Below are 26,730 nucleotides of genomic sequence, written 5' to 3'. Positions count from 1 at the left end.
GTTGAGCTCGGCAACAGGTCACCGGGGGATCAGGCCAATCCGGGCCGATCCCACCGTCGACAATTCTGAGCGCATTGTAAGCCAAGGCGACCCCAGCAAGACCGAGCACGGTAAACAACACAAGACGATGCGCTGGCATCAGTGCACCCCATAGGATCATTCATGGAGGAAGGGGCGACGGAACGCGCTCGCCGATGAGATGCGCCATCCCTGCGCAGATTTATCACCTGGCGCCCCACAACAGTGCGGAGACGTCGGCTGATCAGCGTCGCCGATTAACCGAATCAGCCCGTCCTCGCCAGCCCAAGCCGATCGACCGAGACATTCGGCTGTGGAGCCATCGCCTCGAACAGCAACGACTGACCCGACATCTCGGCCACCGCTGGCAGCCCCATCAGCTCGAGGACCGTTGGGGCCACATCGGCCAGGGTGCCGTTCGGGCGCAGCACCCAGCGCTCCTTATCGACGACCATAAACGGCACTGGGTTGGTCGTATGCTGAGTGTGCGGCTCGTCCGTCTCCGGGTCGACCATCATGTCGCAGTTGCCGTGATCCGCGGTCAGCAGCGCCGAGTAGCCGTTGGCCACGGCCGCATCCAGCACCCGTCCGGCCTGTTGATCCAGCACCTCGACCGCATGCACCACAGCGTCCATATAGCCGGTGTGGCCGACCATATCGCCATTGGCAAAGTTGACGACGATGAATCCGTAGTTGCCGGCCTCGATCGCCTCGACCACCGCATCGGCGACCTGCGCCGCACTCATCTCGGGCTTGAGGTCGTAGGTCTTGACCATGGGCGACGGGATCAATCGATGCACCTCGCCTTCTGCTGGCTCCTCGCTGCCGCCATTGAAGAAGAAGGTCACATGCGCGTATTTTTCGGTCTCGGCGCAATGGAATTGCTCGATGCCCTGGGCGCTGAGCACTTGATTCAGGGTCGTCCGAGGGATCTCTGGATCGAACGCATGCGGCAGCCCGAAGCGCTTGTCGTAGACCATCATGCAGGTCAGATCAGCGCGCGGTGCCGAGCCGCGATCGAAGCCATCAAAGGCGTCGAGCGCGAGCGCCGACGCCATCTGCCGCGGCCGGTCTTTGCGGAAGTTGAATAGCACCATTGGGTCATCGGGCTCGAGTCCCTTCCAGTCCCCAATCACGCTCGGATGGATGAACTCGTCGCCCTCCCCGGCAGCGTAGGCTGCGTCGATCGCCGCTCGCGCCGTTGCCGCGCCACGTCCCTTGCCAAGCACGATCGCGCGCCAGGCCCGCTCGGTGCGGTCGAAACGGCGATCCCGGTCCATCGCGTAATAGCGGCCGCTGACGGTGACGATGCGTCCATTCGCGCCCTCCAACGCCGCTTCGATCTCGCCGAGGCCGTTGAGCACCGATTTCGGCGCAGTATCCCGGCCATCGGTGATCATGTGCACCAGCGGCGGCACCCCTTCGAGCCGACACAGCTCAATCAGCGCCAACAGATGACGCGAGTGGCTGTGTACCCCGCCCTCGGAGACCAAGCCAATGAGCTGCAGCGGTCGCTGTTTGGCCTTGGCGGCCTTGACGGCGTCGAGCAACGCCGAATTCTTGAAGAAGCTCCCATCGGTGATCGCATCATCGATCAGCACCAGGTCTTGACGTAACAGGCTGCCGCTGCCGAGCGTCATGTGCCCGACCTCGGAGTTACCCATCTGCCCGGTCGGCAGACCGACACCGGCGCCAGAGGCATTCAGCTGGGTATAGGGATAGCGAAAGAAGTACTCGTCAAGCCGCGGTGTCTTCGCCTGCGCGATGGCATTGTGGAGCTTACTCGGATTGATGCCGAAGCCATCGAGGATGACCAGGACGACCGGGCGTCTCGGGGTCGCCGACTCTGCGGTGGTGGCCATGATCGGAAATCCTTAGGTTGTGGAGAGTCTTGAGGAGAGGGTCTTTGCGAACAGCCTCTGTGAACAGTCTCTAAACATGAAGCAAGAGACGTTCCTTTTCCACCTAGGTTTGATGACCGCGAGAAAGGTTCGACTCTGGCCCCAGACCGTTGGGGTCAGAGCCATTGTCCGATATGCTCACTCAGACCGCAACAGCGCGGCCTGCACCATCAGGCGTTTCATCTCGGTGACCGCAGGCGCAAGCCCCGAAAACAGGGCGCGGGCAACGATGGCATGCCCGATATTGAGCTCACGCACGCCGGGCAAGGCGGCAACGGCCTCGACGTTCGGATAATCCAGCCCGTGACCGGCATTGACCTGTAGCCCAAGCTGCTGACCATGCGCGACGGCCGCCGCAATGCGCTGCAGTTCCTCCGCGCGCACCTTGGGCGTCGCGGCGTCGGCATAGCGACCCGTGTGGATCTCCACCACCGGCGCACCAACCGTTACCGCCGCATCCAACTGAGCCGGCTCTGGATCGATGAACAGCGAGACGCGCACCCCAGCCTCAGCCAAACGCGCCGTCTGCTCGGTCAACTTGCCGATCTGACCATTGACATCCAGACCACCCTCGGTGGTCAGCTCCTCGCGCCGCTCTGGGACCAGACAGCAGTCGGCCGGGCGCACCTCGCAGGCAATCTGCACCATCTCCGGCGTTGCCGCCATCTCGAGGTTCATGCGCGTCTGCAAGATGCCTTTCAACAGGTGCACATCGCGATCCTGGATGTGACGCCGATCCTCGCGCAGATGCAGCGTGATGGCATCGGCGCCGGCCTGCTCGGCAACCAGTGCGGCCTGGATCGGCTCCGGGTAGCGGGTACCGCGCGCGGCACGGATGGTCGCAATATGGTCGATGTTGACGCCGAGGAGGATCGGCGCTCCGCTGAGCTCTTGCATGATGGCTCCAAGGTTAGGTGTTTGGTTAGGTGTTTGGTTAGGGGTGGAATCAAGTCGACGGGCGACGAAACAGCTCACGGCTGCGCAACGGCTTCGGCCCAAGGTGGGGTGCAAGCGCCGCGCGCATCAGGGCGCGGGCGGGCGCGAGATCACCGCGCTGCAACGGCGCTCCAGAGGCCAAGCGCTGCAGCGTGCCTCCGCTGATCATCACCTCCGTCGCAGCCGCCTGAGCTATCGCCGGTGATATCTTGTCAGGTGACGTCTCGTCAGGTGATGTCTTGTCAGCTGAGGTCTCAACGGCAAAACGTTCAGCGCCTGCCGGCTCGCAGACAGCGTCATCAGCAATCTGGGTTTCACGCATTCGCGCTCCGGTGTGCAAAGCCGCAACCGGGTCGTTGAAGCTGACGCCGAGCCCGGGAACCGGGTTCAGGCCTTGGTCCGACGTGTAACGATAGTCGTGGACTGGCTCAATGGGCTTGCCCTGACGGTCGGATCGAAGATCGAGCGCGTAGCCCAACTCTTCAAGCAGACGCAGCTCGAAGCGGCGCAGCACCGCGTCCAGCGGCTCGCTCGCCAGATCTGCCAAGGCCTGTTGGTAGAAGACGAACAAGGCCTCGTGCGGGTCCTCGCGATCGAGCAACCGGATCAACAGCTCGTTCAGGTAGAAGCCGCAATAGAGCCGCTCAGCGACAAGCGCGATACTGGGCGCGGCGGCCTCGGCTCGCGTCAGGGTCTTGACCTCACCACGGCCGACCCAGCCGAGCCAGAGCGGCTGAAACGGCTGCAGCAACGCGGCCAGTGCCGAGCGCCCGCGCGGTGCCGACTTTGCACCCTTGGCGACGCAGACAAGCCTGCCCTCGTCGGCGGTAAAGAGCTCGATCAGCAGACTGGTGTTGCGATAGTCGCGACGATGCAGTACGAAGCCACGCTTGAGTGTCTGCACGCTCATCAAGATGCCTGCGCAAGCCTTTCGGCCCTGGAGTGAAAGCGCTCATCAGGAGTGATCAAACCGCTCATCACTGGCGGTCATGGACAATCGCCGTGCTCAGTACTCGCCGTAGCCAAGGCTCGCGAGCGCCGCCTCGTCACTGCTCCAGCTATCCTTGACCTTGACCCAGACCTCGAGATGGACAGGCCGACCAAACAGCTTCTGCATCTCCAGGCGTGCCTGCGATGCCGCGGCCTTCAACGCCTCGCCGCGGCGGCCGATGATGATCGCCTTCTGGCTCTCACGCTCGACCCAGATCAAGGCATGGATGCGCGCGCGCGGCCCCTCGGCTTGCCGCTTCCGGCTCGGTGTTTCCAAGGTAAAGGACTCGATCTCAACCGTCGTCCGATACGGCAGCTCCTGGCCGTAGCGCTGCATCAGCTGCTCGCGCAAGAGCTCGGCCGCCAAGAAGCGCTCGGAGCGATCGGTGAGCTGATCGTCCGGAAACAGGTGCTCGCCTTCGGGCAGTGCCGCGAGCACCTCGGCCTCCAGGCGCTTGATCTGATCACCCTTAGTCGCCGAGACCGGCACCATCGAAACAAACGCATGCCGCTCCGACAAGGACTGCAGAAACGGCAGCAGGCGCGCCTTATCCGCAATGCGATCGGTCTTGTTCACGGCCACGATGGCGGGCGTGCCCGCTTTGGCGATCTCGGCCAGCGCCAGCGCATCCTCATCACCGAACTGCAGCGCCTCGATCACGAACAGCACCAGATCGACATCGGTGAGGATCGATCGCGCCGCGCGGTTCAGGTAACGGTTCAGGGCATTGCCGCCTCGCTGATGCAGGCCTGGGGTATCCACATACAGGATCTGACCAGCGTCCAAGGTCGACACGCCAAGGATGGTGTGGCGTGTGGTCTGCGGTTTGTGCGAGGTGATCGCGAGCTTCTGCCCCAGCAACCGGTTCAGCAGCGTCGACTTACCCACGTTCGGTCGCCCGAAGATCGCAACGTAGCCACAACGGCTCGAGCCGGTGCTCGCTGCAGTGGTTGCAGAGGCTGCAGTGGTCGCAGAGCGATCGACAGACTGATCAGCGGCCTCAGCGAGTTCCGGGTGTTCGTCGTTGGACTGACTGTTGGACTGACTCATACGCTCAATCTTCCTCGCTCAGAAGGCTGAGCATGGTCTCGGCAGACTGCTGCTCGGCACGGCGCCGGCTGGAACCGTCACCCAGACATTCGCGGCCGTCGGCAGGCAGCCGACAGCGTACCTGAAAGCGCTGCGCATGCTGCTCACCGGTCACCGCGGTCACCTCGTATTCGGGCAAGGCCAGGCGGCGCGCCTGGAGCCATTCCTGCAAACGCGTCTTCGGGTCCTTGCGCGCATCCTGGTTGGCGACATCCGCCAAGGCCTCGGCGAAGACGCGGAGGATCATCTGCTTGGCGCCGGTGAAGCCCTGATCCAGATAGATCGCGCCGATCAGGGCCTCGAGCGCGTCGGAGAGCACCGAGTCGCGCGCATGGCCACCTGAGCGCAGAGCGCCTGAATCGAGCCGCAAGTAGTCGCCCAGACTCAGCGAGCGCGCAATCTTCGCCAATGCCTCGCGGTTGACCAGGGTCGCCCGCCGCCGCGTCAGGTCCCCCTCGCTGGCATCAGGAAAGCGCTGCAGCAGCACCTCGGCAATGACGAATCCGAGCAGCGCATCACCCAAAAACTCCAGCCGCTCGTTGTTGATCGGACCGGCGCTGCGGTGGGTGAGGGCCTGCTCGATCAGGGCGAGCGATCTTGGCGGCTGCCCGATCAGCGAGGTCGCCAAGCGCATTGGGTCGGTCGTCATGGCCGCGGCAGGGCGACCGAGTGCTCGAAGTGCATGAGCACATCCACATTCAAGCCGACATGCTGCTGCACCTGATAATCCAAGTTCAGCAGGGTGTCTTCATCCTCTCGCGACAGATGAAAGTCCTTTGCGTCGACCGAACTCACGGCATCGATACCGAGCTGTCGGGTAACAGCGGCAAGGACCGCTCGCGATCCGGCACCGGCCAGCTCTGGCCGCTCAACCACCCTCTCCATGATGTTACGCACCTGATAATAGGTCAGGTAAGACGGTGCCATCTTGATCCCAAGGCTCACGAAAAACACCACTAAGAGCAACACGACCAGCACCTTGCCCAGCCCGAAGCCACGCTGAGGGCCGAGCAGCCTGGCATGCCTGTCGCCACGGCGCGGACTCACCAACCGCTGAGCGGTCCAGCCGTACTTGGGCTCTCTCTGAGACTGGGGAGACTGGGGAGACTGGGGAGACTGGGGAGACTGGGGAGACTTGGGCATCATGGGTCGATTCACGCAGGCACTCAATGGATAACATTGCCAATGCGGCCGAAGGCAATCGGAAAGCCATCACGGTTGCCGTCCCAGCTCATCCAGATCGCGAACGCCTTGCCGACCAGGTTTTCCTCAGGCACGAAACCCCAGCAGCGGCCGTCATTGCTGTTGTCGCGATTGTCGCCCATGACGAAGTACATCCCCTCTGGCACCGTCACCGGGCCGCGCGCCAAGACACCGCAGGAGCGCGGGAAATCCCCTGTGCGTGGATTGATCAGGATCTCATGCTCACGCTCATCGCCAACCGCCTCCACCGCCTCAATAAGACCGGTCGGCTGGCCATTGTCGTCGATGTAATCCCCAAGTGGAACCTGCCCCAGCGGCTCCCCATTCACGTAGATCGTCTTGTCGCGATAGTAGACTTGGTCGCCAGGCAGGGCGATGACGCGCTTGATGTAATCCACCGATTCATCGCGCGGGAAGCGAAACACCATCACGTCGCCACGCTCGGGCGCTCCGAGCTCAACAAATTTGGTATTCAGCACTGGCAGGCGCAGCCCATACGAGAACTTATTGACCAAGATGAAATCACCGACCAAAAGGGTCGGCATCATTGAGCCAGATGGGATGCGAAACGGCTCGACCACGAACGAGCGCAGCAGCAGTACGACCAGGATCACCGGGAAAAACGAACGTGCGTACTCGACCAGCACTGGCTCCTTGTATCCAGTCACCGTGCCCTGATCGCCTCCGGCCAAGGCGCTCGCGGTCGCAGCCGCCAAGCGGCGGCGCTTAGGCGCCCAAAACAGCGCGTCGAGCAGCCAGATACCCCCGGTGAGGAAGGTGGCCGCAACAAGGAAGGTCGGAAAATCGAAGCTCATGGCGCGGGTGCGTCTCCTGATCCTATGACGACGATCCGAACGCCGAGCACTCAGCGGCGATCAGTGGCGGTAGGAAAAATGTGATAGCGCGGAAAAACCGTTAATTATCCTTGCTGGATTGAAGCACCGCAAGGAAGGCCTCTTGCGGGATCTCGACGCGCCCGACCATCTTCATCCGTTTCTTGCCCGCCTTCTGCTTCTCGAGTAGCTTGCGCTTGCGCGTCACGTCACCGCCATAACATTTCGCGGTCACATTCTTACGCAGCGCCTTGACCGTGGTGCGGGCGATGATCTTGGTGCCGATCGCGGCCTGGATCGCAACCTCGAACATCTGCCGCGGGATCAGCTCCTTCATCCGCTCGGCGAGATCACGGCCGCGGTGCAACGAGTTGGAGCGGTGCACGATCAGCGACAGCGCATCGACCCGCTCGCCATTGATCATCAGATCCAGCTTGACCAGATCGGCCGCATCGAAGCGCTTGAGCTCGTACTCGAACGAGGCATAGCCGCGGCTCACCGACTTCAGCCGATCGAAGAAATCCAGCACCACCTCGTTCAGCGGCAGCTCATAGCTCGCCTGCACCTGACCGCCGAGGAACTGGATGTTCTTCTGCACGCCGCGCTTCTCGACGCAGAGGTTGATCACGCCGCCGAGCAGATCCTGCGGCACCAGGATATGCGCCTCGATGATCGGCTCACGGATCTCCTGGATCTTATTGGTCTCCGGCAGGTTGGCCGGGTTGTCGACATTGATCACCTCGCCATCGTTCAACACCACCTCGTAGATGACGGTGGGCGCCGTCGTGATCAGCTCCAGATCGTATTCGCGCTCGAGCCGCTCCTGGATGATCTCCATGTGCAGCATGCCGAGGAAGCCGCAGCGGAAACCGAAGCCGAGCGCCTGCGAGGTCTCGGGCTCGTAGAACAGCGCCGACTCATTGAGCCGCAGCTTGGCGAGCGCATCGCGCAGGTCTTCGTAGTCGTCCGAGGAGATCGGATAGAGCCCGGCGAAGACCCGCGGACGGATCTCGCGGAAGCCCGCGAGTCGCTCTGTCGCCGGCCGATCAGCACCGGTGATGGTATCGCCTACCGGGGCGCCGTCAATCTCCTTGATCCCGGCAGCGACAAAGCCCACCTCGCCGGGGCCGAGCTGATCGCGCGGGGTCTTCTTGGGCGTAAAGATGCCGACGTTATCGGCCTGATGCACGCGCCCGACCGACATCACCTTGATCTTGTCGCGCCGCCTGAGCGTGCCCTCCTTGACCCGAATCAGCGAGACCACGCCGACATAGGGATCGAACCAGGAGTCGATGATCAGCGCACGCAAGGGCGCATCGGCATCGCCGACCGGTGGTGGGATCTTCGCCACCAACATCTCTAGCAGCTCGGGGATGCCGAGCCCGGTCTTGGCACTGACCCGCAGCGCGTCCTCGGCATCCATGCCGATGATCTCTTCGATCTCATTGATCACCCGCTCCGGCTCGGCCGAGGGCAGGTCGATCTTGTTCAGCACCGGCAGCACCTCGAGACCGAGGTCGATGGCGGTATAGCAGTTGGCGACGCTCTGCGCCTCCACGCCCTGCGCGGCATCGACCACCAGCAGCGCGCCCTCGCAGGCCGCCAGTGAGCGCGAGACCTCGTAAGAGAAGTCGACATGGCCCGGTGTGTCGATGAAGTTCAGCTCGTAGATCTGCCCATCCTTGGCCGGATAATCCAAGGTCACGCTCTGCGCCTTGATGGTGATGCCGCGCTCACGCTCCAGGTCCATCGAATCCAGCACCTGGTTGCTCATCTCGCGGTTGGTCAGGCTGCCGCAATGCTGGATAAAACGGTCGGCAATGGTCGACTTGCCGTGATCGATGTGGGCAATGATCGAGAAGTTGCGAATGTGACTGAGGTCGGCCATCGGCAGGCGAAATCCTTGAAGAGTATTTGAGCGTTAAGTTGAGAGTTCAGAAAGAGCCGGAAAAGAGATCTGAATAGGGTTCAGGGAACGCTCAGAGGCAGATCAGACAGATAGAAACGCTGCGCAACGCGCACCTACTCCGGTGGCAGCCGGATGGCGTAGAACATGCGCCCATCGCCGCGCTGGACCAGCACCGCGACCGACTCGCCAGCTGGGGCAGCCTCAACCAGCCGATCAAAATGCGCCAAGCCTTGCACCTGCGCGTTGCTGAAGCTCAGGATCAGATCACCCGCACGCAAACCCGCACGCTCAGCGGGGCCAGTCTCGACGCGGTCCACCAGCACGCCTGCATGCTCCAGCCCGAGCAACTCGCGCTGATCCTCTGGCACCTCCTTCATCACCAGGCCCAAGCGGTTCGCCACCGGCGCGGCCGGGTGACCCTGCGGGATCAATGCCGTCTCGTCCTCTGGCAGTTCGGCCAGGGTCACGGCCAACTCGCGACGCTCGCCATTGCGCAACAACTCGACCTGGACCGTGACGTCGACCTTAGTCACGCCAACCAGCGGCGGCAGGCTGCTCGAGGTCGGAACGTCGAGCCCATCGAAGGTCAAGATGATATCCCCGGCGCGCAGCCCGGCCTTCTCCGCCGGACTGTCCGGCAACACCTGTGAGACGAGGGCGCCGACCGGATGCGGCAGACCAAAGGGCTCGGCGAGATCCCGCGTGACGTCTTGGATCAAGACCCCGAGCCAACCGCGACTGACCCGGCCTTTGTCCTTGAGCTGGTCGACGACATCGATCGCAACATCGATCGGGATCGCGAACGAGAGCCCCATAAAGCCGCCGGTGCGGCTATAGATCTGAGAGTTGACACCGACCACACGCCCCTCGAGATCGAACAGCGGACCGCCCGAATTGCCGGGGTTGATCGCCACATCGGTCTGGATAAAGGGCACATAGTTCTCGGACGGCAGCGAGCGCCCCTTGGCGCTGACGATGCCGGCCGTCGCCGAGTGCTCAAAGCCAAACGGCGAGCCAATCGCAAGCACCCATTCGCCGACCTCGACCGTCTTCGAGAGCCCAAGCTCTACCGCCGGCAGGTCAGTGGCGTCGATCTTCAAAAGTGCGATGTCGCTGCGCTCGTCGGCACCAATTGCCTGTGCGACAAACTCGCGCCGATCGCTCATGCGCACAATGATCTCGTCAGCGGCCTCGACCACATGGGCATTGGTCAGGATATAGCCGTCCGGGCTGAGGATGAAGCCCGAGCCCAGTGAGCGACCTTGATCGCCCTCGTCCGGTAAGGACCCATCCTCATCGAAGAAGCGGCGAAAGAAGTCATAGAGCGGGCTATCTTCCGGCAAGCCCTCCTGGGGCTCGAACTGCTGCGGCCCCGAACCGTAGCCCTGCTTGCTGCTGATATTGACCACCGACGGACCATAGCGCTTGACCAGCGGAATGAAGTTCGGCAGCGCGGCAACAATGCCAGAGCCTGTCGAATCAGCCGCCGAAGGACTCGCCGCAAGGCTGGACGCCATCTGCGCCAGCCCAAACAGACCGACCGCGATGAAAACGAGCAGAGGCTGATACCGATGACGCATGAATATCCCGAGCTAATGGTGACGAACGCACCCGAAACCGGCAGGGGCCGGCAGCGACAACCGGTAACGATAACAGAAGCTGACCGCGTCGACTGCACTGTGACACGATCTTGAACCGACCGACGGGAGAACCGGTCAGCGCGTGCTGGGGAGGCCGACGCTGAGGCTATGGGTTGTGCGACGCAGCAGCACGGCCCGCCAGCGCGGATCGACCGCCAGCCGGCGACTGTAGAGATGGGTCACAAGAAGCCCGGCGCCAAATCCGAGCGCACCGGCCAATAACGGCAGCCCCTGATCCATGGCACCGTCCAGCCGCGGTAAATCGCCAAGGATCGCGCCAGCCAAGAGGCCGAACAGCGGGACCATGTAGGCAACGACCGCAGCCTTCAGCAAAGCCCCCTCGGGGATGCCGACGATCACCTCATCGCCTGGGCGGACCTTGAGCTTGTCAGCCAACAGCAGGCGCTGCGGCCGGCGGCCGAGCACCCGGTCCAGGAGCGACACACCGCAGCCGGAACGCGCGCTACAAGCGCCGCAGGTCGAACGGCGAACGATCTCCACCTCGGCGATCCCAGCCTCGATCGCGACGACGATACCCTGTTCTTCAATCATGGTTGAGTCCTCACCGCAGCAGCGATGGCCTGTACTGTCTGCAGCGGCGCTTCGCCAACTGCGGTGATCTGATATCCATTGAGTGAGCGTCCAGCGGCATTCATCGCGCCGACGCGCTTATGGCCAGCGAGGCCGTATCCCTGATCAGGCTCGATATAGACCGAAACCACAGAGAGGCCATCGCTCACCATGAACCAGCGGCGCTGCCCTTCGGTGTCGATTGCCGGGGGATCACCGGCCACCACTGCATAGCCCGCCGGCAACTCAGCAAACGACCAAGGCGCCACATCGACCGGCGCTGCAGCCGACGCCGAGTGCGCCAGACCCGACGTGACCGAAACCGCGGCACCAAGCGGCTGCAGTGGGGCCGGGTTTGCGGCCATCGCGTCAGCGGACGCTCGGCCCAGGAACTCGATCTCGGTGAACATGACCTGCTCGATCGGCGTTGCTGAGCTGTCCATCAGGTCGGTCTTCAGCGGCAACCCGGTGTCCTCATCAACGAAGAACCGGTAACCATAGCGCAGGTCATCCTTTGGGATGATGCCCACGACCAGGGTATCGCGCCCGGCCACCCGCGACCGGCCAAGACGATGGATCAAGTAGTGTGGGCGCAATCGCTCCGCATCGAGCGTACCGGAGTGCAAGGTCGCGGCGTGGGCCGAATGCCGCGGCACCGAGATTGCACGCGCATCGGGCAACACGCAGGTCACGGTCTGTCGGCTGCGAGCAACGGCACGCACCGGCCCGCTGAGCGCTAGCAGGCTCTCATGTGCTTGGCCGCCGTTGATCCGGTGCGCAATCCGCAGCGTCGAGAGCTCATGACCGTTGAGATAGACCAGGGTGCCCTCGTATTCGAGCTCGGAGAGGGCCTTGGACATCTGCCCAAGCAAGGCGATCGGAGCCGGCTCGGCGTCTGGAGTCGGCCCGGCGTCGCTCGCCGCGCTGACCCAGGGCAGCAGCAAGCCAAGTGGTAAAGCAAGCAGTAAAGCAGGCAGTAAAGCAAGCGGCAAAGCAAGCAACGAGCTACCGCCGAGCGCAGCGACCTGTTTCATCCGACGCGGCAGCCTGTGCAGCGACATTGCATCAACGAACACCACTGGGACCAACCACAGCAGCATAGGGGATAAAGCCGGTCAGCCCGGAAGCTGACGCACGCTCGCGATGGTCGACCAGCAGGGCGTCTAGAGCGGTTGAGCCGACGGGCTCATCCAAGGCCCAACGCTCGACCATGGGCTCACTCGGCACCACGGACTCGCGCCTCGTCATGGACTCGCTCAGCGCCGCAGACGCTTGAACCGCAGCTGGATCAGACTGTGCGATCGGCGACGACTCGAGACTTGGCTCCAAGCCGCTGCCCGTCATCAGTCCCGGACCGACCATGACAGCCACGGCAACCAGGCTAGCGGCGATCGCGAGCCCAACAGCCGGGCGGTTGATCGGCGACGATCGACCGGATGATTGACCGGATGATTGACGCTTGCTCGGCCGCATGACCACTGGCTCAGAGGCGAGTGCAGCCGCAACGCCAGCGCTCACGGCCCGCGCCGCAGGCATCGCAGGCTCTGCTCGCAACAGCTGACCGATGAGGATGCCGCGCTCAAAGCGGGCGCGCAGCGCCGCATCTCGCTCGACGGCATCGATGGCCGCCTCGAATCCGCCGGGACCAGGCTCTCCATCGATCAATGCTGCCAGGTACCGTTGGTCCGAAGTGGATGTGGTCATGCTGTCGCCTTCACTCGTCAGTCGTTCATGATACGGATTCGACCCGCGGGCAGATACTGCTCTGATCAACCCTCGAGCAGCGGCCGGAGCCGTTTGTCGATCGCTTCACGGGCACGGAAGATCCGTGAGCGCACCGTTCCGATTGGACACTCCATCGCGGTTGCAATCTCCTCATAGCTCATCCCGTCGATCTCACGGAACATGATCGCAGCCCGAAGATCGTCCGGCAGCGCGTTCAAGGCATCCTGCACCGTGTTCGCAATCTCGTCGGTGAGCGCCTCGCGCTCGGGGGTGGCACAGTCGCGCAGTGCTGCGCCCATGTCCATCTGCTCGGCCACTTCAGCCTCGACATCATCGCCAGGCGGACGCCGGCTCTGAGCGACCATGTAGTTCTTTACCGTATTGATCGCAATTCGGTAGATCCAGGTATAGAAAGCCGACTCGCCGCGAAAGCCGGGCAGCGCTCGATAGGCCTTCAGGAAGGCCTCCTGGGTCACATCCAAGACCTCGGCACTATCGCGCAGGTAGCGACTGATGAGCGCGGCGATCCGCTGTTGGTACTTCAGCACCAGCAGATCGAAGGCGCGCCGATCTCCAGCCTGCGCCCGCTCGACGAGTGCTTGATCGACCTCGCGCTCAGACACCGGGTCGCTCCCGAGCCCGTCGGTTTCTGCTCACCTGGCGCATTGACACCACCCCTCCGATGAAAGTTCTCTACTGACCAAGTCGCAGCTTGATATATCGCAACACAAATCTTCAGTTTCGTGTTTGCCCGATTTTTTGCCGATTTTCATCGACATCGTCTAATCTTTGTCCACATCTAGACATAGACAAGACCATAGACAAGACCTAAGACGCGGACATCAACGAATCCCCCGCTCTGTGGTCGAAGCCATTGACCCTATGCCCTACAGGCGACGCAACCGCTCACCTGCGGCATACTCTGTTGCGGGCCCCGATTGCAACCCAATCGTCATTATCCGTTTCTGCTCGCGCGAGGAAGCCAGACACCATGCCCAAGCTTTACCGCCATGACGTCCTGATCATCGGCAGCGGTGCCGCAGGTCTCAGCCTTGCGCTGCGTCTGCCACCAGCGCTCTCGGTTGCCGTGGTCTCCAAGCGTGAGCTCCAGGAAGGCAACACCCTCTACGCCCAAGGTGGCATTTCCGCAGTGCTCAACGCCACTGACACCATCGACGCCCACGTACAGGATACCCTGAAGGCCGGCGACGGGCTTTGCGATGAATCCATCGTGCGACTCGTCGTCGAGCGCGGCCCCGGTAATATCCATTGGCTGCTCGACGCTGGCGTCCAATTCACCCGCGATGACAGCGGCACCGGCTCCAGCGGCTACCATCTCACGCGCGAAGGTGGCCATACGCATCGCCGCGTTATCCATGCCGCTGATGCCACCGGCCGCGCCGTCGAGACCACCCTCACCGACCTAGTCCGCGCGCGCAGCAACGTCGAGCTGTTCGAACATCACGCCGCGATCGATCTGATCACCGACCGCAAGCTTGGCGGCAGCGAGAACCGCTGCCTCGGCGCCTACCTGCTCGACAACACGACCGACGAGGTCAATACCTTCCTGGCCAGATTCGTGGTCATCGCCAGTGGCGGCGCAAGCAAGGTCTACGTCTACACCAGTAACCCCGACGTCGCCACCGGCGATGGCATCGCGATGGGCTGGCGTGCCGGCTGCCGGGTCGCGAACATGGAGTTCATGCAGTTTCATCCGACCTGTCTGTATCACTCCAAGGCCAAGTCATTCTTAGTCACCGAGGCGCTGCGCGGCGAAGGTGCGAAGCTCAAGCTGCCCGATGGTGACCGCTTCATGCCGCGCTTCGACGAGCGCGCTGAGCTGGCACCGCGCGACGTCGTCGCCCGCGCCATCGACCACGAGATCAAGCGCACCGGCAGCAAGTTTGTCTATCTCGATATCTCGCACCGCCCGGCCGACTTCATCACCGAGCATTTCCCAACCATCCATGCGCGTTGTCTCGAACTCGGCATCGACATCACGCGCGAGCCGATCCCAGTGGTCCCGGCGGCCCACTATACCTGCGGCGGGCTGCTCGTCGATGCGCGCGCCCGCACCGATCTGCCGGGGCTCTATGCGATCGGCGAAACGGCTTACACCGGCCTGCACGGCGCCAATCGCATGGCTAGCAACTCGCTGCTGGAGTGCCTGGTGTTCGCCGAGCTAGCGGCCAAGGACATCGCCGCGCTCGCGACTGGCTGGAGCGCCCCACCAGAGGTGCCGGCTTGGGATGCAAGCCGCGTCACTCAAGCCGATGAAGAGGTCGTGATCTCGCACAACTGGGAAGAGCTGCGGCGCTTCATGTGGGACTATGTCGGCATCGTCCGCACCAACAAGCGCCTGCAGCGCGCCAAGCGCCGGGTCGACCTGTTGCGCCAGGAGATCATCGAGCATTACAGCCATTTCCGGGTCAAGACCGACCTGCTCGAGCTACGCAATCTGGTCGATGTCGCCGATCTCATCGTCCAATCCGCGCAGCGCCGACGCGAGAGTCGTGGGCTGCATTACACGCTGGACTTCCCCCAGAAAGACCCCAGTCAGCTGCGCCCGACGGTGTTGATCCCAAACCGTTACCGACCCCGCGGCGGCGCTTGGGGCGCGGCTCCTGGCGCCAGCGCGAATGACGGCAGCGATCTATCCTGAGGGCGATCAAGGGTCAGCATTACCCTGAAACACGCGTTCATCGTCCGGGGTGGCGACGCACCACTATTGCAGTCACTCGACGTTACTGGGCGTCACTGGGCGTCCCTGTGACGCTCAGGCGATGCCTCTTCCGAAGCGGCACCAGGTGGTCATCCTGGGCCTTAGCCGGAACAGGCCACTGCAGCGATCACCGCCTGACCGAGCGCGAGACCGCCATCATTGGCCGGCACGCGTGTATGGGTCAGCACCTGCAGTCCGCGCTCGCTCAGCGCTTTGTGCGTGGCCTCAAAGAGGGTGCGGTTCTGGAACACCCCGCCCGAGAGCGCGACGGTCTCAACGCCATGCTGTTGCGCTGCCTGCGCGGCCAGCTCAGCGACGGCCTCGGCAAGGCCGGCATGGAAGCGCGCCGCGATCACCGCGGCCGGCACCCGCGCGGTCAGATCATCGAGTAGCGCCGTCCACATCGGCGTCGGATCCAGTTGCCAGCGCTTGTCACTGCTGTCGCTATTATCGCTGTTGTCGCTATGATCGCCGCTGCCGCTATAGTCGCTGCTGTCTCGATGATCGATCGCGAACGCATAGCCGACCTCACCCAGCGCGCAACGCGCTAGCGTCTCGAGTTCAATCGCCGCCTGCGCTTCGTAGGCGATACCGTCGGCGCAGATCCCAAGCGCCGCCGCAACGGCATCAAACAGACGCCCGGCCGAGGTGGTGTGCGGTGAGTTCAATCCCTTCTGAATCATCTCCTCGATCACCGTCAGCGGCCGCACCTGCAGCCTCTGCATCGGCTCCAAACCACCCCAGCGATCGAGACACTGTGGCCAGCCAAAAACGCTCTCGAGCTGCGCATAGAGGCAACGCCAAGGCTCACGGATGGCGCGCTCGCCGCCGGGCAGGCTGAACGGTCGCAGATGGCCGACGCGCTGCCACTGTCGATAGTCACCGAGCAGGAATTCGCCGCCCCAGATGGTCTGATCCGCCCCATACCCCAGGCCATCGAAGATCACCCCGATAACCGGGCCAGCATCAAGCGGCCACTCCGCATCCGCCAAGACGGCCCCGAGATGCGCCGCATGATGCTGCACCTCGACCAGCCGTGCGCCCGTCTCCGCCGCCAGCCGGCGACCGAGCGCAGAGGAGCGATAATCGGGATGGCAGTCGACAGCAATGATCTCGGGCTGATGCTCAAACAACGCTTGATAGAGCGCGACCGTGCGCTCGAATTCGCGCGCAGTGCGTGCCTCTTCAAGATCACCGAGATGCTGTGACAACGTCGCCTGCCCATCGCTGAGCAGGCAAAGGCTATTCTTCAGCTCGCCGCCGAGCGCCAGCACCTTGGGTGCAAGCTCAAAACCCGACGGTAGCCTGAGCGGCGTTGGTGCCGCGCCGCGCGCCCGCCGCAGCCAGCGGGTGCGGCCTTGAATCACCCGCGCCACCGAATCATCGACCCGATTGACGATCTCGCGATCATTGAGCAGCCAGGCATCGGCGATGCCGGCCAGACGCTGCAGCGCATCGGCGTTGTCGATACATTGGGGCTCATCGCTCAGGTTGCCGCTGGTCATCACCAAGGGGCGGTCCCAATCCTGTAACAGCAGCCGATGCAAGGGGCTATAGGGAAGCATCAGGCCCAGCGCCGACTGCCCTGGCGCAACCTCAGCGGCCAGTGGCGACAGATTGCCCAAACCCAGATCCAAATCGCCGTCGAGAGCGACCTGATCGAGCAGCACGATCGGCGCCACCGTCGAACTCAGCAGCTCCGCCTCGGCTGGACTGACCGTGCAGTAGCGGCGGATGACCTCAAGATCCCTGGCCATCAGCGCAAAGGGCTTGGCGGCTCGCCGCTTACGCTCGCGCAGCGTGGCGACAGCACTGGGATGGGTCGCGTCACAGGCCAAATGGAAGCCGCCAATACCCTTGATCGCGAGGATCGCACCCCGCGCCAGCAATCGGCTGGCGCCATCAATCGCATCGCGCGGCGCATGAACGGCTACTCGAGCATCCGGCAAATCAACGGCAGAATCAGGCGCCAGGGCGGCTTCAGGATCAGGCGCTTGGCCCGCCGCGGGATGAGACGCCAAAGCAGGCGGCAGGCCGGCTTCTGGATCAGAGGCTAAATCGGCCGCTGGATCAGAGGCTAAGCCAGCCTCCGCTGCAGCCGCATCCAGCTCGAGTCCTTCGGCATCCGCCAGCCAGACCTTGGGGCCACAGACAGGACAGGCATTCGGCTGGGCATGGAAGCGGCGATCAGCCGGCGCTCGATACTCCGCCGCACAGGCCGGGCACATCTCGAACGCAGCCATGCTGGTGTTGGCGCGATCGTAGGGGATCGCACGAATGATGCTCAGGCGCGGCCCACAGTGGGTACAGTTGGTGAACGGATAGCGATAACGGCGATCGTTGGGGTCGGCAATCTCGGCCGCACAGGCGGCACAGGTCGCAGCATCCGCAACCACGCCAGTCTGCACCCTCCCTGCCCCACTCTCGACGATCCTGAAGCCCGCGGGCGCCGGCCCCTCGCAGAGCCGCCGCTCGATACCGTCGATACGCCCAAGCGGCGGACACTCGACCATCAGGGCACGACAGAAGTCATCGATCTCAGCGCTACAGCCCCAAAGCCGAATCAGCACGCCCTCGCTGTCGTTGCACACATCGCCGGCTAGACCAGCGGCAGTGGCAAGGCGCCAGACCGTGGGTCGGAAGCCAACCCCTTGCACGAGGCCGCGCACCCGGATCGACTCACCTTCGGTCTCGGTATGTAAACGCAACCGCTGACGGGAGGCTTGGGTGTTGGACATGGTCTCGTACTCTCGTCTCGACCGCTGGAATGCGGTCCTAGCATGACGCCGCGCCGCAGCCAGCCATAAAAAAACGCGGCAACAGTAAAACCGTTACCGCGTTCTTCAAGATGGTCCGGGCGGCAGGATTCGAACCTGCGACCCCCACAACCCCATTGTGGTGCGCTACCAGACTGCGCTACGCCCGGAAAGTCGATCAGCATACCCCTGCGCGAGGCTAGGGTCAATGTGAGCGACGGCGAAGATCGTGCAGGATCTCCTCGAGCTCTAAACGCACCTGTTTGATGATCTGATGGCTCTGCGTGCTGTCCTTTTTCGCCGGCTCTCCACTCAACTGCTGGCGAGCACCGCCGATGGTAAAGCCCTGCTCATAGAGCAGGCCGCGGATACGACGCACCATCACGACGTCGTGATGCTGGTAGTAACGGCGGTTGCCGCGACGCTTCACCGGCTTCAGCTGTGGGAACTCTTGCTCCCAGTAGCGCAGCACGTGCGGCTTGACGTCGCAAAGCTCGCTCACCTCATATATGGTCCGCCCCGCGATGCAAGAGCCACTTGACTGTTCAGCAGAAGGAAACGTTGCGGCCATATATCCGGCGTCGTGATGAGGTGGCGTGATCGCTCCTCGCGCCCTGATGGAATCCGCGCGCATTCCTGTCCTTATCACTGTTTCAGTCTCGGCGATGCCGGCTGGTGAGGATTACAGGGTTTCAGGAATGCAGGACAAGCCTTTCATGCCATCACAGTGACAGTCACTCTTAGCAACTCGTGGTTAGAAACTCGTGGTGTGGGTGATCGTGCTCGCTCGGATGTGACTCAATCCCTCATCGGTGCTCGCGGCGGTTAAACCGCCTGACTCAAGGCGTGCTTTGGATCGTAGGCCTCGCCTTTGGTAATGGAATGGTCCGCCCCGCTCCTCCAACACACCCCGAGCGGGCACAATAAGCGATGATGAGAACCCATCGTCAACCAAGGTAGCGGAGCAGACCAATGACAGAGACTCACAAAGACCGGGCCATCACGTTTGTCGGCATCGATCTGGCCAAGCGCAGCTTTCATCTTCATGCCGCCGATGAGCGTGGAGAGCGGGTGCTCAGCAAGAAGCTCACCCGCGCACGGCTGCCCGGCTTCATCGCCCAGCTGCCGGCGTGCACCATTGCCATGGAGGCCTGCGGCAGTGCCCACCACTGGGCGCGCCGCTTCCGTGAGCAGGGCCACGAGGTGCGCTTGATCGCGCCACAGTTCGTCAAACCGTTTGTGAAGTCGAACAAGAACGATGCCGCCGATGCCGAGGCGATCTGCGAGGCGGTGCAACGGCCCAACATGCGCTTTGTGGCGATCAAGAGCGTCGAGCAGCAAGACATCCAGGCCATCCACCGCATGCGCTCGTTGGTCGTTGGGCAACGCACGGCGCTGATCAATCAGACGCGCGGGCTGCTGCTGGAGTTTGGCCTCGAGGTCGCCCAAGGGCGCGCGGCCTTGCAGCGGCGACTGCCGGAGATCCTAGAGGACGCCGAGAACGGTCTCAGTGAGCGCTTTCGCGCCGAGCTTCGGCGGCTCTACGAGGAGCTACAACAGCTCAACGGGCGCGTGCTTCACTACGATACACAAATCGACCAGATCGCCAAGGACAACGCGCAAGCGCAGGCGCTGATTCAGCTGCCCGGCGTCGGCGCCAAGGGCGCCACGGCGCTGTTGGCCGCTGTCGGCGAGGACCCCAGCCTGTTCAAGAATGGCCGGGGAATGGCGGCTTGGCTCGGACTGGTGCCGCGTCAACACTCCACCGGCGGTAGGGACCGCTTGCTCGGGATCAGTAAACGCGGGGATGCTTACCTGCGCCAACTCTTCATCCACGGCGCGCGAGCGGTGTTGCGCTGTGCCGATCGCAAAGATGATCCGCTCAGCCGCTGGGCCACGGCGTTGAAAGCACGCCGCCATGCCAATGTCGCGACCGTGGCGCTGGCGAACAAACTGGTGCGCATTGCCTATGCGATCCTCACCAAAGGCGAGGCCTACGATCCAAAGCACGCCTTGAGTCAGGCGGTTTAACCGCCGCGAGCACCGATGAGGGATTGAGTCACATCCGAGCGAGCACGATCACCCACACCACGAGTTTCTAACCACGAGTTGCTAAGAGTGACTGTCACTGTGATGGCATGAAAGGCTTGTCCTGCATTCCTGAAACCCTGTAATCCTCACCAGCCGGCATCGCCGAGACTGAAACAGTGATAAGGACAGGAATGCGCGCGGATTCCATCAGGGCGCGAGGAGCGATCACGCCACCTCATCACGACGCCGGATATATGGCCGCAACGTTTCCTTCTGCTGAACAGTCAAGTGGCTCTTGCATCGCGGGGCGGACCATATATGTTAGATCGGTGCGGATTGGAGCTAGGGCTTGCTCTAGGTTGGCTTTCGTCACGTGCTCATCCTGTGCCGTCCCGATGGCGCGCACGACCGCTTCTGCCTGCTCGGGCGCAAAGCCCGCAGTCTTGAGTTTGTCCACCAATTCCAGGGTGTCGTCGAAACCAGTCTCGGCCTGATGCAGTTGCGAGGACACCATGCAAACGAGCCAGTCATCGAAGCGGATGGATGCCTGACGGATCAATAAGACGGGGCGTCGCTTGGAGCCGGAGAGATCGGTGTTGGGAAAGGGCGTCAAGGCGATTTGCCCAGCGCGTTTCATTGCCAACGCTCGCGGAGATCGGTGTCGCCGTAAATAACCGAATCATCATCCATGCCACGCAATGCCTGCTGCATTGCCATGTCGGCAAACTCCTGATCAGTCCAGTGATCCACGATCGGGGCTCGGTGGCTGGTAAATCGGGCGGCCAGATAATCAACGAAATCGAAAACCTCTGCCCGCTTTTCGTCCGGCAGCCTCTCCAGTTTCTCGATCAGTTCGGCGTAAACCATGGTCATTACCCGTATTCTCTGTTTGGTGCTTCATGCTAGCGCGCCCCCGAGTTAGACGGAGCCTTTTCCGCAAGTATAACGGGCTCCCGACACGAGAGCGGGGGCGCGTCCTGGGGTCTGATTCTCGACTACCCGCGCCAAGCCATCAAGTTGTTCGCCCCCAATGAGGCCGAGGGACTAAAGCATGATCTACCAACAAGAGCACGCGCCAGAAGCCGCCGCAATCAGCGGGTTTGCCGAGCGCTTTTTGCGCCAGGGTGAAGCCCGTTTACTCCGACAACTGTTAACCAAACGCTTCGGCGAGCCCTCTGAGTCGATCGAAAAGCGTGATGTCAGGGGTCGCGATCATTTTGGCAGCCCCAATCTCATCGCCCGCCTCAATCTGCCAAACATGCGCCACCCGCGCAGCGAGCGGGTAGCAGTTTACGCCGAGGCCGTACGCGGCCTGCTAGAACTGGAACCCGACCCCGAGCGGCAACTCAAATATCTCGACTTCGTCGACATCTATGCGCACTTGAGCGAGGAAGAACGCATGATCTACCAACAAGAGCACGCGCCAGAAGCCGCCGCAATCAGCGGGTTTGCCGAGCGCTTTCTGCGCCAGGGCGAAGCCCGTTTACTCCGACAGCTATTAACAAAACGCTTCGGCAAGCCCTCCGAGTTGATCGAGAGGCGTCTTGAAACCGCCGACGCCGAGACGCTAGCCATCTGGTTCGACCGCGCCTTAGAAGCCCAAGCGCTTGAGGACATCTTTTGCGATTGACCGGCATTTCTACCCCCGAGGGGCTAGTGTGAGCCGCGCGGCGCCAACATTCAGTTGTTCGATACCCTCAAATCAACTCAGCCGCTTCGCGCAACCGCTCAGCTGTACTGGCCAACCCCGCATTTTCAAGCGCATTCGCAAACTCATCCGGCGTCGTCTCCGGCTTTTTGCGTCGCGCTCGCATACGTTTAAATGCGGAGATCGCCGCAATGGGATGAAGGTCCAACTGGTGGACGATAAAGGTGTCCGGATCAATCGCCTCGATCTCGAAAGCATTCAGAATGTCGGCGGGAAAGTCGCGTAAGTTATCGGTTACAATGCAATCAGTTTGGCCAGCGACAGCTGCAGCCAGCACATGAGCGTCATCCGGATCCGGCAACTCGACGATCAAGTTCAAGCGCTGCCATTGGGCCGACGGTATCTCCCAATCAGGAACTGCGGCACGCATACTGTCCCGTCGCACATCCAACTTCCCCGCCAAATCTGGCCGTCGCGTCTCCAGTGCGCGAATCCACTCGTCCTCAATCTTAACAGTCCACTTCGCAGCGAAGAGTCCGGCCGTCGCTAGGCTCATCAAGGCATCGGTCACAGCAATGGAATACAGCACACATGCATCCAAGACTGCCGTGTATCGCGCATGCCTAGCCATCAATAATCCAGCCCGAGTTCTCTCGCGTTATCGGCCATGCGCTCGAGCGCTTGCTCTTGCTGCTGGCGCATCGCCCTCTCGTAGATCATCAAGTTGTTCAAGGTGACGCGGCGGTGGGTGCCGACTTTTCGGTAGGGGAGACGACCGGCCTCCATCTCCTTGATCACGAAGGGACGCGAAACATTCAGAAAATGAGCGGCTTCAACCGTGGTGAGCTCACTCTCGGCCGGCATCAACACGACCGACTTGTCCTGGCTTATTGCACCGAGCAACTGACCGATGAGCCTCAGGGCGGCGGGCGGCACCTCAACCTGTGGGTGCTCACCGTTCTCCGTCGTCAGAACCAGCGCTGCGGCCCGAGAATGATCTAGCGCGCCCATGATGCAGCGCTGCGCCGCTCGTGCAAGATCCTTGTCTGCTGCAGTCAGGACGGGAGACGCGACCTTATGCACGCGTTCTATGGTTGTCATGGGCCACTCTTCTTGGTAAGACCTAAGCGGCATCATAGCTATAAATGCATTAAATGCAACAAACCACAGCAGGATGAGCACGGATGCGGGGCGGGCAGAGGCCCGCGCGCTCGAGGACATCTTTTGCGTTACTGTTCCCCGCGCCATTGCCACCGACCAGATAGGTCAGTGGGCCGAGCTTGACATCGCAATGCCCGATGCTTTTGGCAACTAAAACTGCAGCACGCGCAGCCGGTGCCAGAGCCGCTCGACAAGGATCACCATCATTGGTGATGCCCGCCGCCCACAGCGTGAACCGGGCGTCTGGGCGCTCGCTCTTGGGACCGGCCTCCAGCAGTGCCTTGGCCTGTGCGGCAAGCCGATTCATCTAGAGGATCAGGCGGAGGTCTCAAAATCCGGCTTCCCAAATCCCAGCCATGGATAACGCCAGCCCGGGTAACAGCTCGCCCTCGCGCAGCTCGGTTGGGTCTTGCAAGCAGATCGGATCTGAATCAGGGGCGTACTGCCAAAGGTGTCGGTCTTGAGGCAAGATCAACCAGCCAAGCCCGACGCCGTTATCGCGCCATTCTCGCATCTTGGCATGGAGTGCTTCCGGATGATCGCTGGCGGAGGCGAGCTCGATGACAACATCTGGAGCCAATGGCAGAAACGCACGCTTTTGCTCTGCGCTGAGCTTGGCCAGTCGGGCGTTGCGGACCCAAGCCAGATCGGGCGAGCGCATGGCGCCGTTGGGTAGCAAAAAGCCGGTGGAGGAGTCAAACACGCGACCTCGCCGATCGGTGGCGGCCCAGTTCCCGAACAGGCGGGTTAACTCGGCATTGCGTGCGCCCGTTTCGGCGCCGGTTGGTGGCATGATGACGATGTCTCCCTGTGACGAGCGTTCGATACGCAGTTCCCGGTTGGCCTCGCAAAGCGCGACGAGCCAGTCGTTATCGCGCGAGCACTGCCGTGGGAGGCGCAGGTTGAGCCCACTGAAGCCTGGGACTTCCCCACCCTGTGGAGACAGCGGTGGGGGAAAGAACCCTGAGGACGCAAGGGCAGGCTGGGGAGTCGGCATGGTCAGAGTCCGCGGCTGCGAAAATAGGAAGAGGCTGACAGGGAGTTTAAGGGGAACGGATGAAGTGACTCAATTGCAAACGACTTTCGATTCGTGACCCCGCTGTAAGTCCGTTGGCGTCGGGGTTCAGGCGCGGCGGGCATGACGCCACCGAACTACGCCTGGGTAGCGAGCGGCGCTCCTACCTGGCCTTCGCGTATCTCGCCTATGCCTTTCGCCAGCAACAGGCGCGCGATCATTTTGGCAGCCCCAATCTCATCGCCCGCCTAAATCTGCCGAACATGCGCCACGCCCGCAGCGAGCGGCTAGCGGTTTACGCCGAGGCCGTGCGCGGGCTGCTGGAAGTCGACATCTATGCGCACTTGAGCGAGGAGGAACGTATGATCTACCAACAAGAGCACGCGCCAGAAGCCGCCGCAATCAGCGGTTTTGCCGAACGCTTTCTGCGTCAGGGTGAAGCCATTGGTGAAGCCCGCGGCGAAGCACGCGGTGAAGCACGCGGTGAAGCACGTTTACTACGGCAGCTATTAACAAAACGCTTCGGCGAGCCCTCCGAGTCGATCCACCAGCGTCTTGAAACCGCCGACGCCGAGACCCTAGCCCTCTGGTTCGACCGAGCCTTAGAGGCCCGCGCGCTCGAGGATATCTTTTGCGATTGACCAAGCGTGCCGCGCCCTGCTCTGCAGCATCGCGAACGTCTGCTCGGTGTGCTGCGGGCGGTTGAAGACGATATAGGCGATGGGGGTGTCAATCATCTGAAATTTCCGTGAGCACACTGCTTGTCCCATTCCGCGCAGAGCTTGCGGAAGGATCGGCTGTTTGCCACAGATTCTAGCGCGCTCAAGCGTCTTCGAACCCAGCTCCGCCGGACAATCATCATCAGCATCAAGTAACACCAGAATCCAGCCATCTTCACCGCACTTTTTTGCAGCCAGCTGCAAATGGCGTGAGAACTCTTGCTCGCGATTCAAGAATCGGTCGCGGCGTACCCGAATCGGTTTCAGGGGTTGTGGATAGCGGTCTTGCGTACGCCAGTCCGCCAGCCGACGGAGAAGAATTGGCAAGGCATCGACCTCGCCATCGCCCTCGACGATGGCTGCAATCTTCACGCCTCGCCCTCGCCGAACAAATCGGCTTGATGCTGATCCTGCATCGCAAGTTCCTCTGCGTCAGGGTCCAGTTGGTTCATTCGTAACAGTTCGCCCGCAGAAAAGAGTTGCTCGCGCATACTCTCGCGCGATGCAGTATCGAGGGGCGCAATCCGGGTCTCACCGCCTTGGGAAACCACCGCCAGGAACGCATCGGGGGGTAGGTTGTAATCGTCGAGAAGGTCAGGGCTGTGGCTGGTGACCAGCACTTGCGTCTTGGCCGACGCGCGTTTGAGTGCCTCGCGCAGCGCGGCGCTAGCGGCCGGGTGCAAGGCGGTCTCCGGTTCTTCGATCGCGATCAGGGTCGGCGAGTAATCTGGATTGCCTTGCAGCAGTGCGACGAGAACGCCCAATGCGCGCAAGGTGCCATCCGACATATTCTGCGCCAAGAACCGCCAAGGGTGTTTGGCGCCCGACATCTCCTGCTTGAATTCCAGGGTTTCCATTGGTCCGACTTGCCTGCGCTCAACATCCTGCACCATCGGGACGACGGATTGCAGATATTCCTTGATGCTCGGGAGATCCGATTCCACCCGCTCCAGGTGACTGACCACACTCGCGATGTTCTCGCCGGAAGGCTTCAGCAGTCGACCGTCTTGCGGTTTCTGAAGCTCGCGCATCAGCTTTGGGTTGAGGTTGTAGAACCCCATGGCGGTCAGGGCATCGAACACTGGTCGAAATGATTGGAGTCCTGACGCTGAGACCAAGGCCAACCGATCAGGTGTCACCGACGGGAAGGCGACTTCGCTGGTGCTGTGCAATTGCCCCCGCTCGATCTTGAAGAATAGACCCCGGCCCAACCCCTCGATGACACATTCCTCGGTCTGCACTTCGTAGGCACGATCTTTCAACGCCCGAATGTTGAAGGCATAGCGTGCGTGCTGACCATTTGGCAGGATCAATTCCAGGCGGATACCGAAATGGGTCGGGTGGCCGCTGGAGCGACGCCGCACCTCGCTCAAACCGCCGCGCTCATTCAGCGCGTTGTCGAGCGATCCAGCGAGGGCATCGCGCACGAGATGTAAGGCGTCGAGAAAGTTACTCTTCCCCGCGCCATTACCACCGACCAGATAGGTCAGTGGGCCGAGCTTGACATCGCAATGCCCGATGCTTTTGTAGTTACGGAGAATGATGCGGGTGATGAACATGAAGTCGCTTGTGGCCAGTTCACTGAGAACGTACGGATATCACTTGATATTCGCAAGCCTTGCGAGCGCCTCGGCTTCGATCGCCTCCATGGATCGCCGCCCTTCACCAGCGGCCAGTGCCTCGTCAATGAGGCTTTGTAGCTCGACAATCTTTGCAGCACGCTCCTGATCGCGACGTATCAGATCCCGAACGTAATCGCTGACATTGCTGTAGCGGCCTGAGCGCGAGCATTGATCGACCCAAGCCTTCATCGCATCCGGCAAAGAAATGTTCATAGTTGCCATAAGATCACCTCCGGGGACG

Annotated in this window: 28 protein-coding genes and 1 tRNA gene; 4 read left to right on the top strand and 25 right to left on the bottom strand. The window is 62.1% G+C overall.

Features of this window, described 5'->3' with window-relative positions:
* Positions 1 to 284: 284 nt before the first annotated feature.
* The 13 genes from gpmI to rpoE form a co-directional block, all read right to left on the bottom strand.
* Positions 285 to 1,880: a 2,3-bisphosphoglycerate-independent phosphoglycerate mutase gene (gene gpmI / locus CKO42_RS03200; protein WP_200238645.1), complete on the bottom strand. Its 1,596-nt coding sequence runs from the start codon at positions 1,878 to 1,880 to the stop codon at positions 285 to 287.
* Between the two features lie 177 nt (positions 1,881 to 2,057).
* Positions 2,058 to 2,816, bottom strand: coding sequence for a pyridoxine 5'-phosphate synthase (gene pdxJ, locus CKO42_RS03195; protein WP_200238641.1), 759 nt, complete (start codon positions 2,814 to 2,816; stop codon positions 2,058 to 2,060).
* A 49-nt stretch (positions 2,817 to 2,865) separates the two neighbouring features.
* A complete protein-coding gene (gene recO, locus CKO42_RS03190) occupies positions 2,866 to 3,765 on the bottom strand; it encodes a DNA repair protein RecO (protein ID WP_200238638.1) in 900 nt (299 codons plus the stop codon).
* A 96-nt stretch (positions 3,766 to 3,861) separates the two neighbouring features.
* Positions 3,862 to 4,896 (bottom strand): GTPase Era, encoded by a 1,035-nt coding sequence (gene era, locus CKO42_RS03185; protein ID WP_200238635.1) that lies wholly within the window; start codon positions 4,894 to 4,896, stop codon positions 3,862 to 3,864.
* A 4-nt stretch (positions 4,897 to 4,900) separates the two neighbouring features.
* Complete coding sequence (rnc, locus tag CKO42_RS03180; protein WP_200238632.1) at positions 4,901 to 5,584, bottom strand: ribonuclease III; 684 nt, start codon at positions 5,582 to 5,584, stop codon at positions 4,901 to 4,903.
* The gene (locus CKO42_RS28200; protein ID WP_200238628.1) at positions 5,581 to 6,093 is read right to left on the bottom strand and encodes a DUF4845 domain-containing protein; all 513 of its coding nucleotides are present in this window, start codon (positions 6,091 to 6,093) and stop codon (positions 5,581 to 5,583) included. Before CKO42_RS28200 ends, rnc begins: the two co-directional genes overlap by 4 nt.
* Positions 6,094 to 6,101: 8 nt before the next feature.
* The gene (gene lepB / locus CKO42_RS03170; protein WP_200238624.1) at positions 6,102 to 6,953 is read right to left on the bottom strand and encodes a signal peptidase I; all 852 of its coding nucleotides are present in this window, start codon (positions 6,951 to 6,953) and stop codon (positions 6,102 to 6,104) included.
* A 100-nt stretch (positions 6,954 to 7,053) separates the two neighbouring features.
* Positions 7,054 to 8,859 carry a translation elongation factor 4 gene (gene lepA, locus CKO42_RS03165; RefSeq protein ID WP_200238621.1) on the bottom strand — a complete coding sequence of 602 codons (1,806 nt, stop codon included), beginning with the start codon at positions 8,857 to 8,859 and terminating at the stop codon, positions 7,054 to 7,056.
* Between the two features lie 134 nt (positions 8,860 to 8,993).
* Positions 8,994 to 10,427, bottom strand: coding sequence for a DegQ family serine endoprotease (locus CKO42_RS03160; protein WP_420844261.1), 1,434 nt, complete (start codon positions 10,425 to 10,427; stop codon positions 8,994 to 8,996).
* Positions 10,428 to 10,595: 168 nt separating this feature from the next.
* Complete coding sequence (locus CKO42_RS03155) at positions 10,596 to 11,072, bottom strand: SoxR reducing system RseC family protein (RefSeq protein ID WP_200238618.1); 477 nt, start codon at positions 11,070 to 11,072, stop codon at positions 10,596 to 10,598.
* On the bottom strand, positions 11,069 to 12,124 hold the full coding sequence (locus CKO42_RS03150) for a MucB/RseB C-terminal domain-containing protein (RefSeq protein ID WP_207148639.1): 1,056 nt from the start codon (positions 12,122 to 12,124) through the stop codon (positions 11,069 to 11,071). Before CKO42_RS03150 ends, CKO42_RS03155 begins: the two co-directional genes overlap by 4 nt.
* 31 nt (positions 12,125 to 12,155) lie before the next feature.
* Positions 12,156 to 12,794 (bottom strand): sigma-E factor negative regulatory protein, encoded by a 639-nt coding sequence (locus CKO42_RS03145; protein WP_200238599.1) that lies wholly within the window; start codon positions 12,792 to 12,794, stop codon positions 12,156 to 12,158.
* Positions 12,795 to 12,859: 65 nt separating this feature from the next.
* Positions 12,860 to 13,438, bottom strand: coding sequence for an RNA polymerase sigma factor RpoE (rpoE, locus tag CKO42_RS03140; protein WP_200238595.1), 579 nt, complete (start codon positions 13,436 to 13,438; stop codon positions 12,860 to 12,862).
* A 368-nt stretch (positions 13,439 to 13,806) separates the two neighbouring features.
* Between rpoE and nadB the strand changes: the two genes are divergently transcribed.
* Positions 13,807 to 15,477 (top strand): L-aspartate oxidase, encoded by a 1,671-nt coding sequence (nadB, locus tag CKO42_RS03135; RefSeq protein WP_200238591.1) that lies wholly within the window; start codon positions 13,807 to 13,809, stop codon positions 15,475 to 15,477.
* 161 nt (positions 15,478 to 15,638) lie between these two features.
* Here the strand turns inward: nadB and hypF are convergent, their stop codons facing one another.
* From hypF to CKO42_RS03120, 3 genes are all read right to left on the bottom strand, one after another.
* Positions 15,639 to 18,275 (bottom strand): carbamoyltransferase HypF, encoded by a 2,637-nt coding sequence (hypF, locus tag CKO42_RS03130; RefSeq protein ID WP_242479070.1) that lies wholly within the window; start codon positions 18,273 to 18,275, stop codon positions 15,639 to 15,641.
* Positions 18,276 to 18,386: 111 nt separating this feature from the next.
* Positions 18,387 to 18,463: transfer RNA gene (locus CKO42_RS03125), tRNA-Pro, on the bottom strand.
* A 35-nt stretch (positions 18,464 to 18,498) separates the two neighbouring features.
* Positions 18,499 to 18,864 (bottom strand): MerR family transcriptional regulator, encoded by a 366-nt coding sequence (locus CKO42_RS03120; protein ID WP_200238587.1) that lies wholly within the window; start codon positions 18,862 to 18,864, stop codon positions 18,499 to 18,501.
* Positions 18,865 to 19,265: 401 nt separating this feature from the next.
* Between CKO42_RS03120 and CKO42_RS03115 the strand changes: the two genes are divergently transcribed.
* A complete protein-coding gene (locus CKO42_RS03115) occupies positions 19,266 to 20,324 on the top strand; it encodes an IS110 family RNA-guided transposase (protein WP_200238583.1) in 1,059 nt (352 codons plus the stop codon).
* A gap of 238 nt (positions 20,325 to 20,562) precedes the next feature.
* Here CKO42_RS03115 and CKO42_RS03110 read toward each other — a convergent pair whose 3' ends face one another.
* Entirely contained in the window at positions 20,563 to 20,961 is a 399-nt protein-coding gene (locus CKO42_RS03110) for a CCDC90 family protein (RefSeq protein ID WP_200238579.1), read from the bottom strand.
* A complete protein-coding gene (locus CKO42_RS03105) occupies positions 20,958 to 21,197 on the bottom strand; it encodes a hypothetical protein (RefSeq protein ID WP_200238574.1) in 240 nt (79 codons plus the stop codon). The genes CKO42_RS03110 and CKO42_RS03105 overlap by 4 nt, the downstream gene beginning before the upstream one ends.
* 178 nt (positions 21,198 to 21,375) lie before the next feature.
* Between CKO42_RS03105 and CKO42_RS03100 the strand changes: the two genes are divergently transcribed.
* Positions 21,376 to 21,954, top strand: coding sequence for a transposase (locus tag CKO42_RS03100; protein WP_200238571.1), 579 nt, complete (start codon positions 21,376 to 21,378; stop codon positions 21,952 to 21,954).
* Between the two features lie 67 nt (positions 21,955 to 22,021).
* Here the strand turns inward: CKO42_RS03100 and CKO42_RS03095 are convergent, their stop codons facing one another.
* Genes CKO42_RS03095 through CKO42_RS03080 form a run of 4 tightly spaced genes read right to left on the bottom strand, consistent with a single transcriptional unit; the run spans position 22,022 to position 24,130 of the window.
* The gene (locus tag CKO42_RS03095; protein WP_200238566.1) at positions 22,022 to 22,603 is read right to left on the bottom strand and encodes a PIN domain-containing protein; all 582 of its coding nucleotides are present in this window, start codon (positions 22,601 to 22,603) and stop codon (positions 22,022 to 22,024) included.
* Positions 22,603 to 23,073, bottom strand: a complete 471-nt coding sequence (locus tag CKO42_RS03090) for a helix-turn-helix domain-containing protein (RefSeq protein WP_200238563.1) — start codon at positions 23,071 to 23,073, stop codon at positions 22,603 to 22,605. Before CKO42_RS03090 ends, CKO42_RS03095 begins: the two co-directional genes overlap by 1 nt.
* A gap of 49 nt (positions 23,074 to 23,122) precedes the next feature.
* The gene (locus CKO42_RS03085) at positions 23,123 to 23,440 is read right to left on the bottom strand and encodes a hypothetical protein (protein ID WP_200238558.1); all 318 of its coding nucleotides are present in this window, start codon (positions 23,438 to 23,440) and stop codon (positions 23,123 to 23,125) included.
* 21 nt (positions 23,441 to 23,461) lie between these two features.
* A complete protein-coding gene (locus CKO42_RS03080; protein WP_200238553.1) occupies positions 23,462 to 24,130 on the bottom strand; it encodes a Uma2 family endonuclease in 669 nt (222 codons plus the stop codon).
* A gap of 113 nt (positions 24,131 to 24,243) precedes the next feature.
* Between CKO42_RS03080 and CKO42_RS03075 the strand changes: the two genes are divergently transcribed.
* On the top strand, positions 24,244 to 24,789 hold the full coding sequence (locus tag CKO42_RS03075; protein ID WP_200238548.1) for a transposase: 546 nt from the start codon (positions 24,244 to 24,246) through the stop codon (positions 24,787 to 24,789).
* Here CKO42_RS03075 and CKO42_RS03070 read toward each other — a convergent pair.
* From CKO42_RS03070 to CKO42_RS03060, 3 genes are read right to left on the bottom strand one after another with little or no spacing between them, the layout of a single operon-like run.
* Positions 24,751 to 25,239, bottom strand: a complete 489-nt coding sequence (locus CKO42_RS03070; RefSeq protein WP_200238544.1) for a hypothetical protein — start codon at positions 25,237 to 25,239, stop codon at positions 24,751 to 24,753. The two genes, CKO42_RS03075 and CKO42_RS03070, sit on opposite strands and share 39 nt — an antisense overlap.
* A complete protein-coding gene (locus CKO42_RS03065) occupies positions 25,236 to 26,426 on the bottom strand; it encodes an AAA family ATPase (protein ID WP_200238539.1) in 1,191 nt (396 codons plus the stop codon). The genes CKO42_RS03070 and CKO42_RS03065 overlap by 4 nt, the downstream gene beginning before the upstream one ends.
* A gap of 39 nt (positions 26,427 to 26,465) precedes the next feature.
* A complete protein-coding gene (locus CKO42_RS03060) occupies positions 26,466 to 26,711 on the bottom strand; it encodes a type II toxin-antitoxin system ParD family antitoxin (protein ID WP_200239163.1) in 246 nt (81 codons plus the stop codon).
* Positions 26,712 to 26,730 lie beyond the last annotated feature (19 nt).

Origin of the sequence: Lamprobacter modestohalophilus (assembly GCF_016583905.1) — a bacterium.
Taxonomy (GTDB): domain Bacteria; phylum Pseudomonadota; class Gammaproteobacteria; order Chromatiales; family Chromatiaceae; genus Lamprobacter; species Lamprobacter modestohalophilus.
This window is presented reverse-complemented; position numbering and strand designations above follow the sequence as displayed.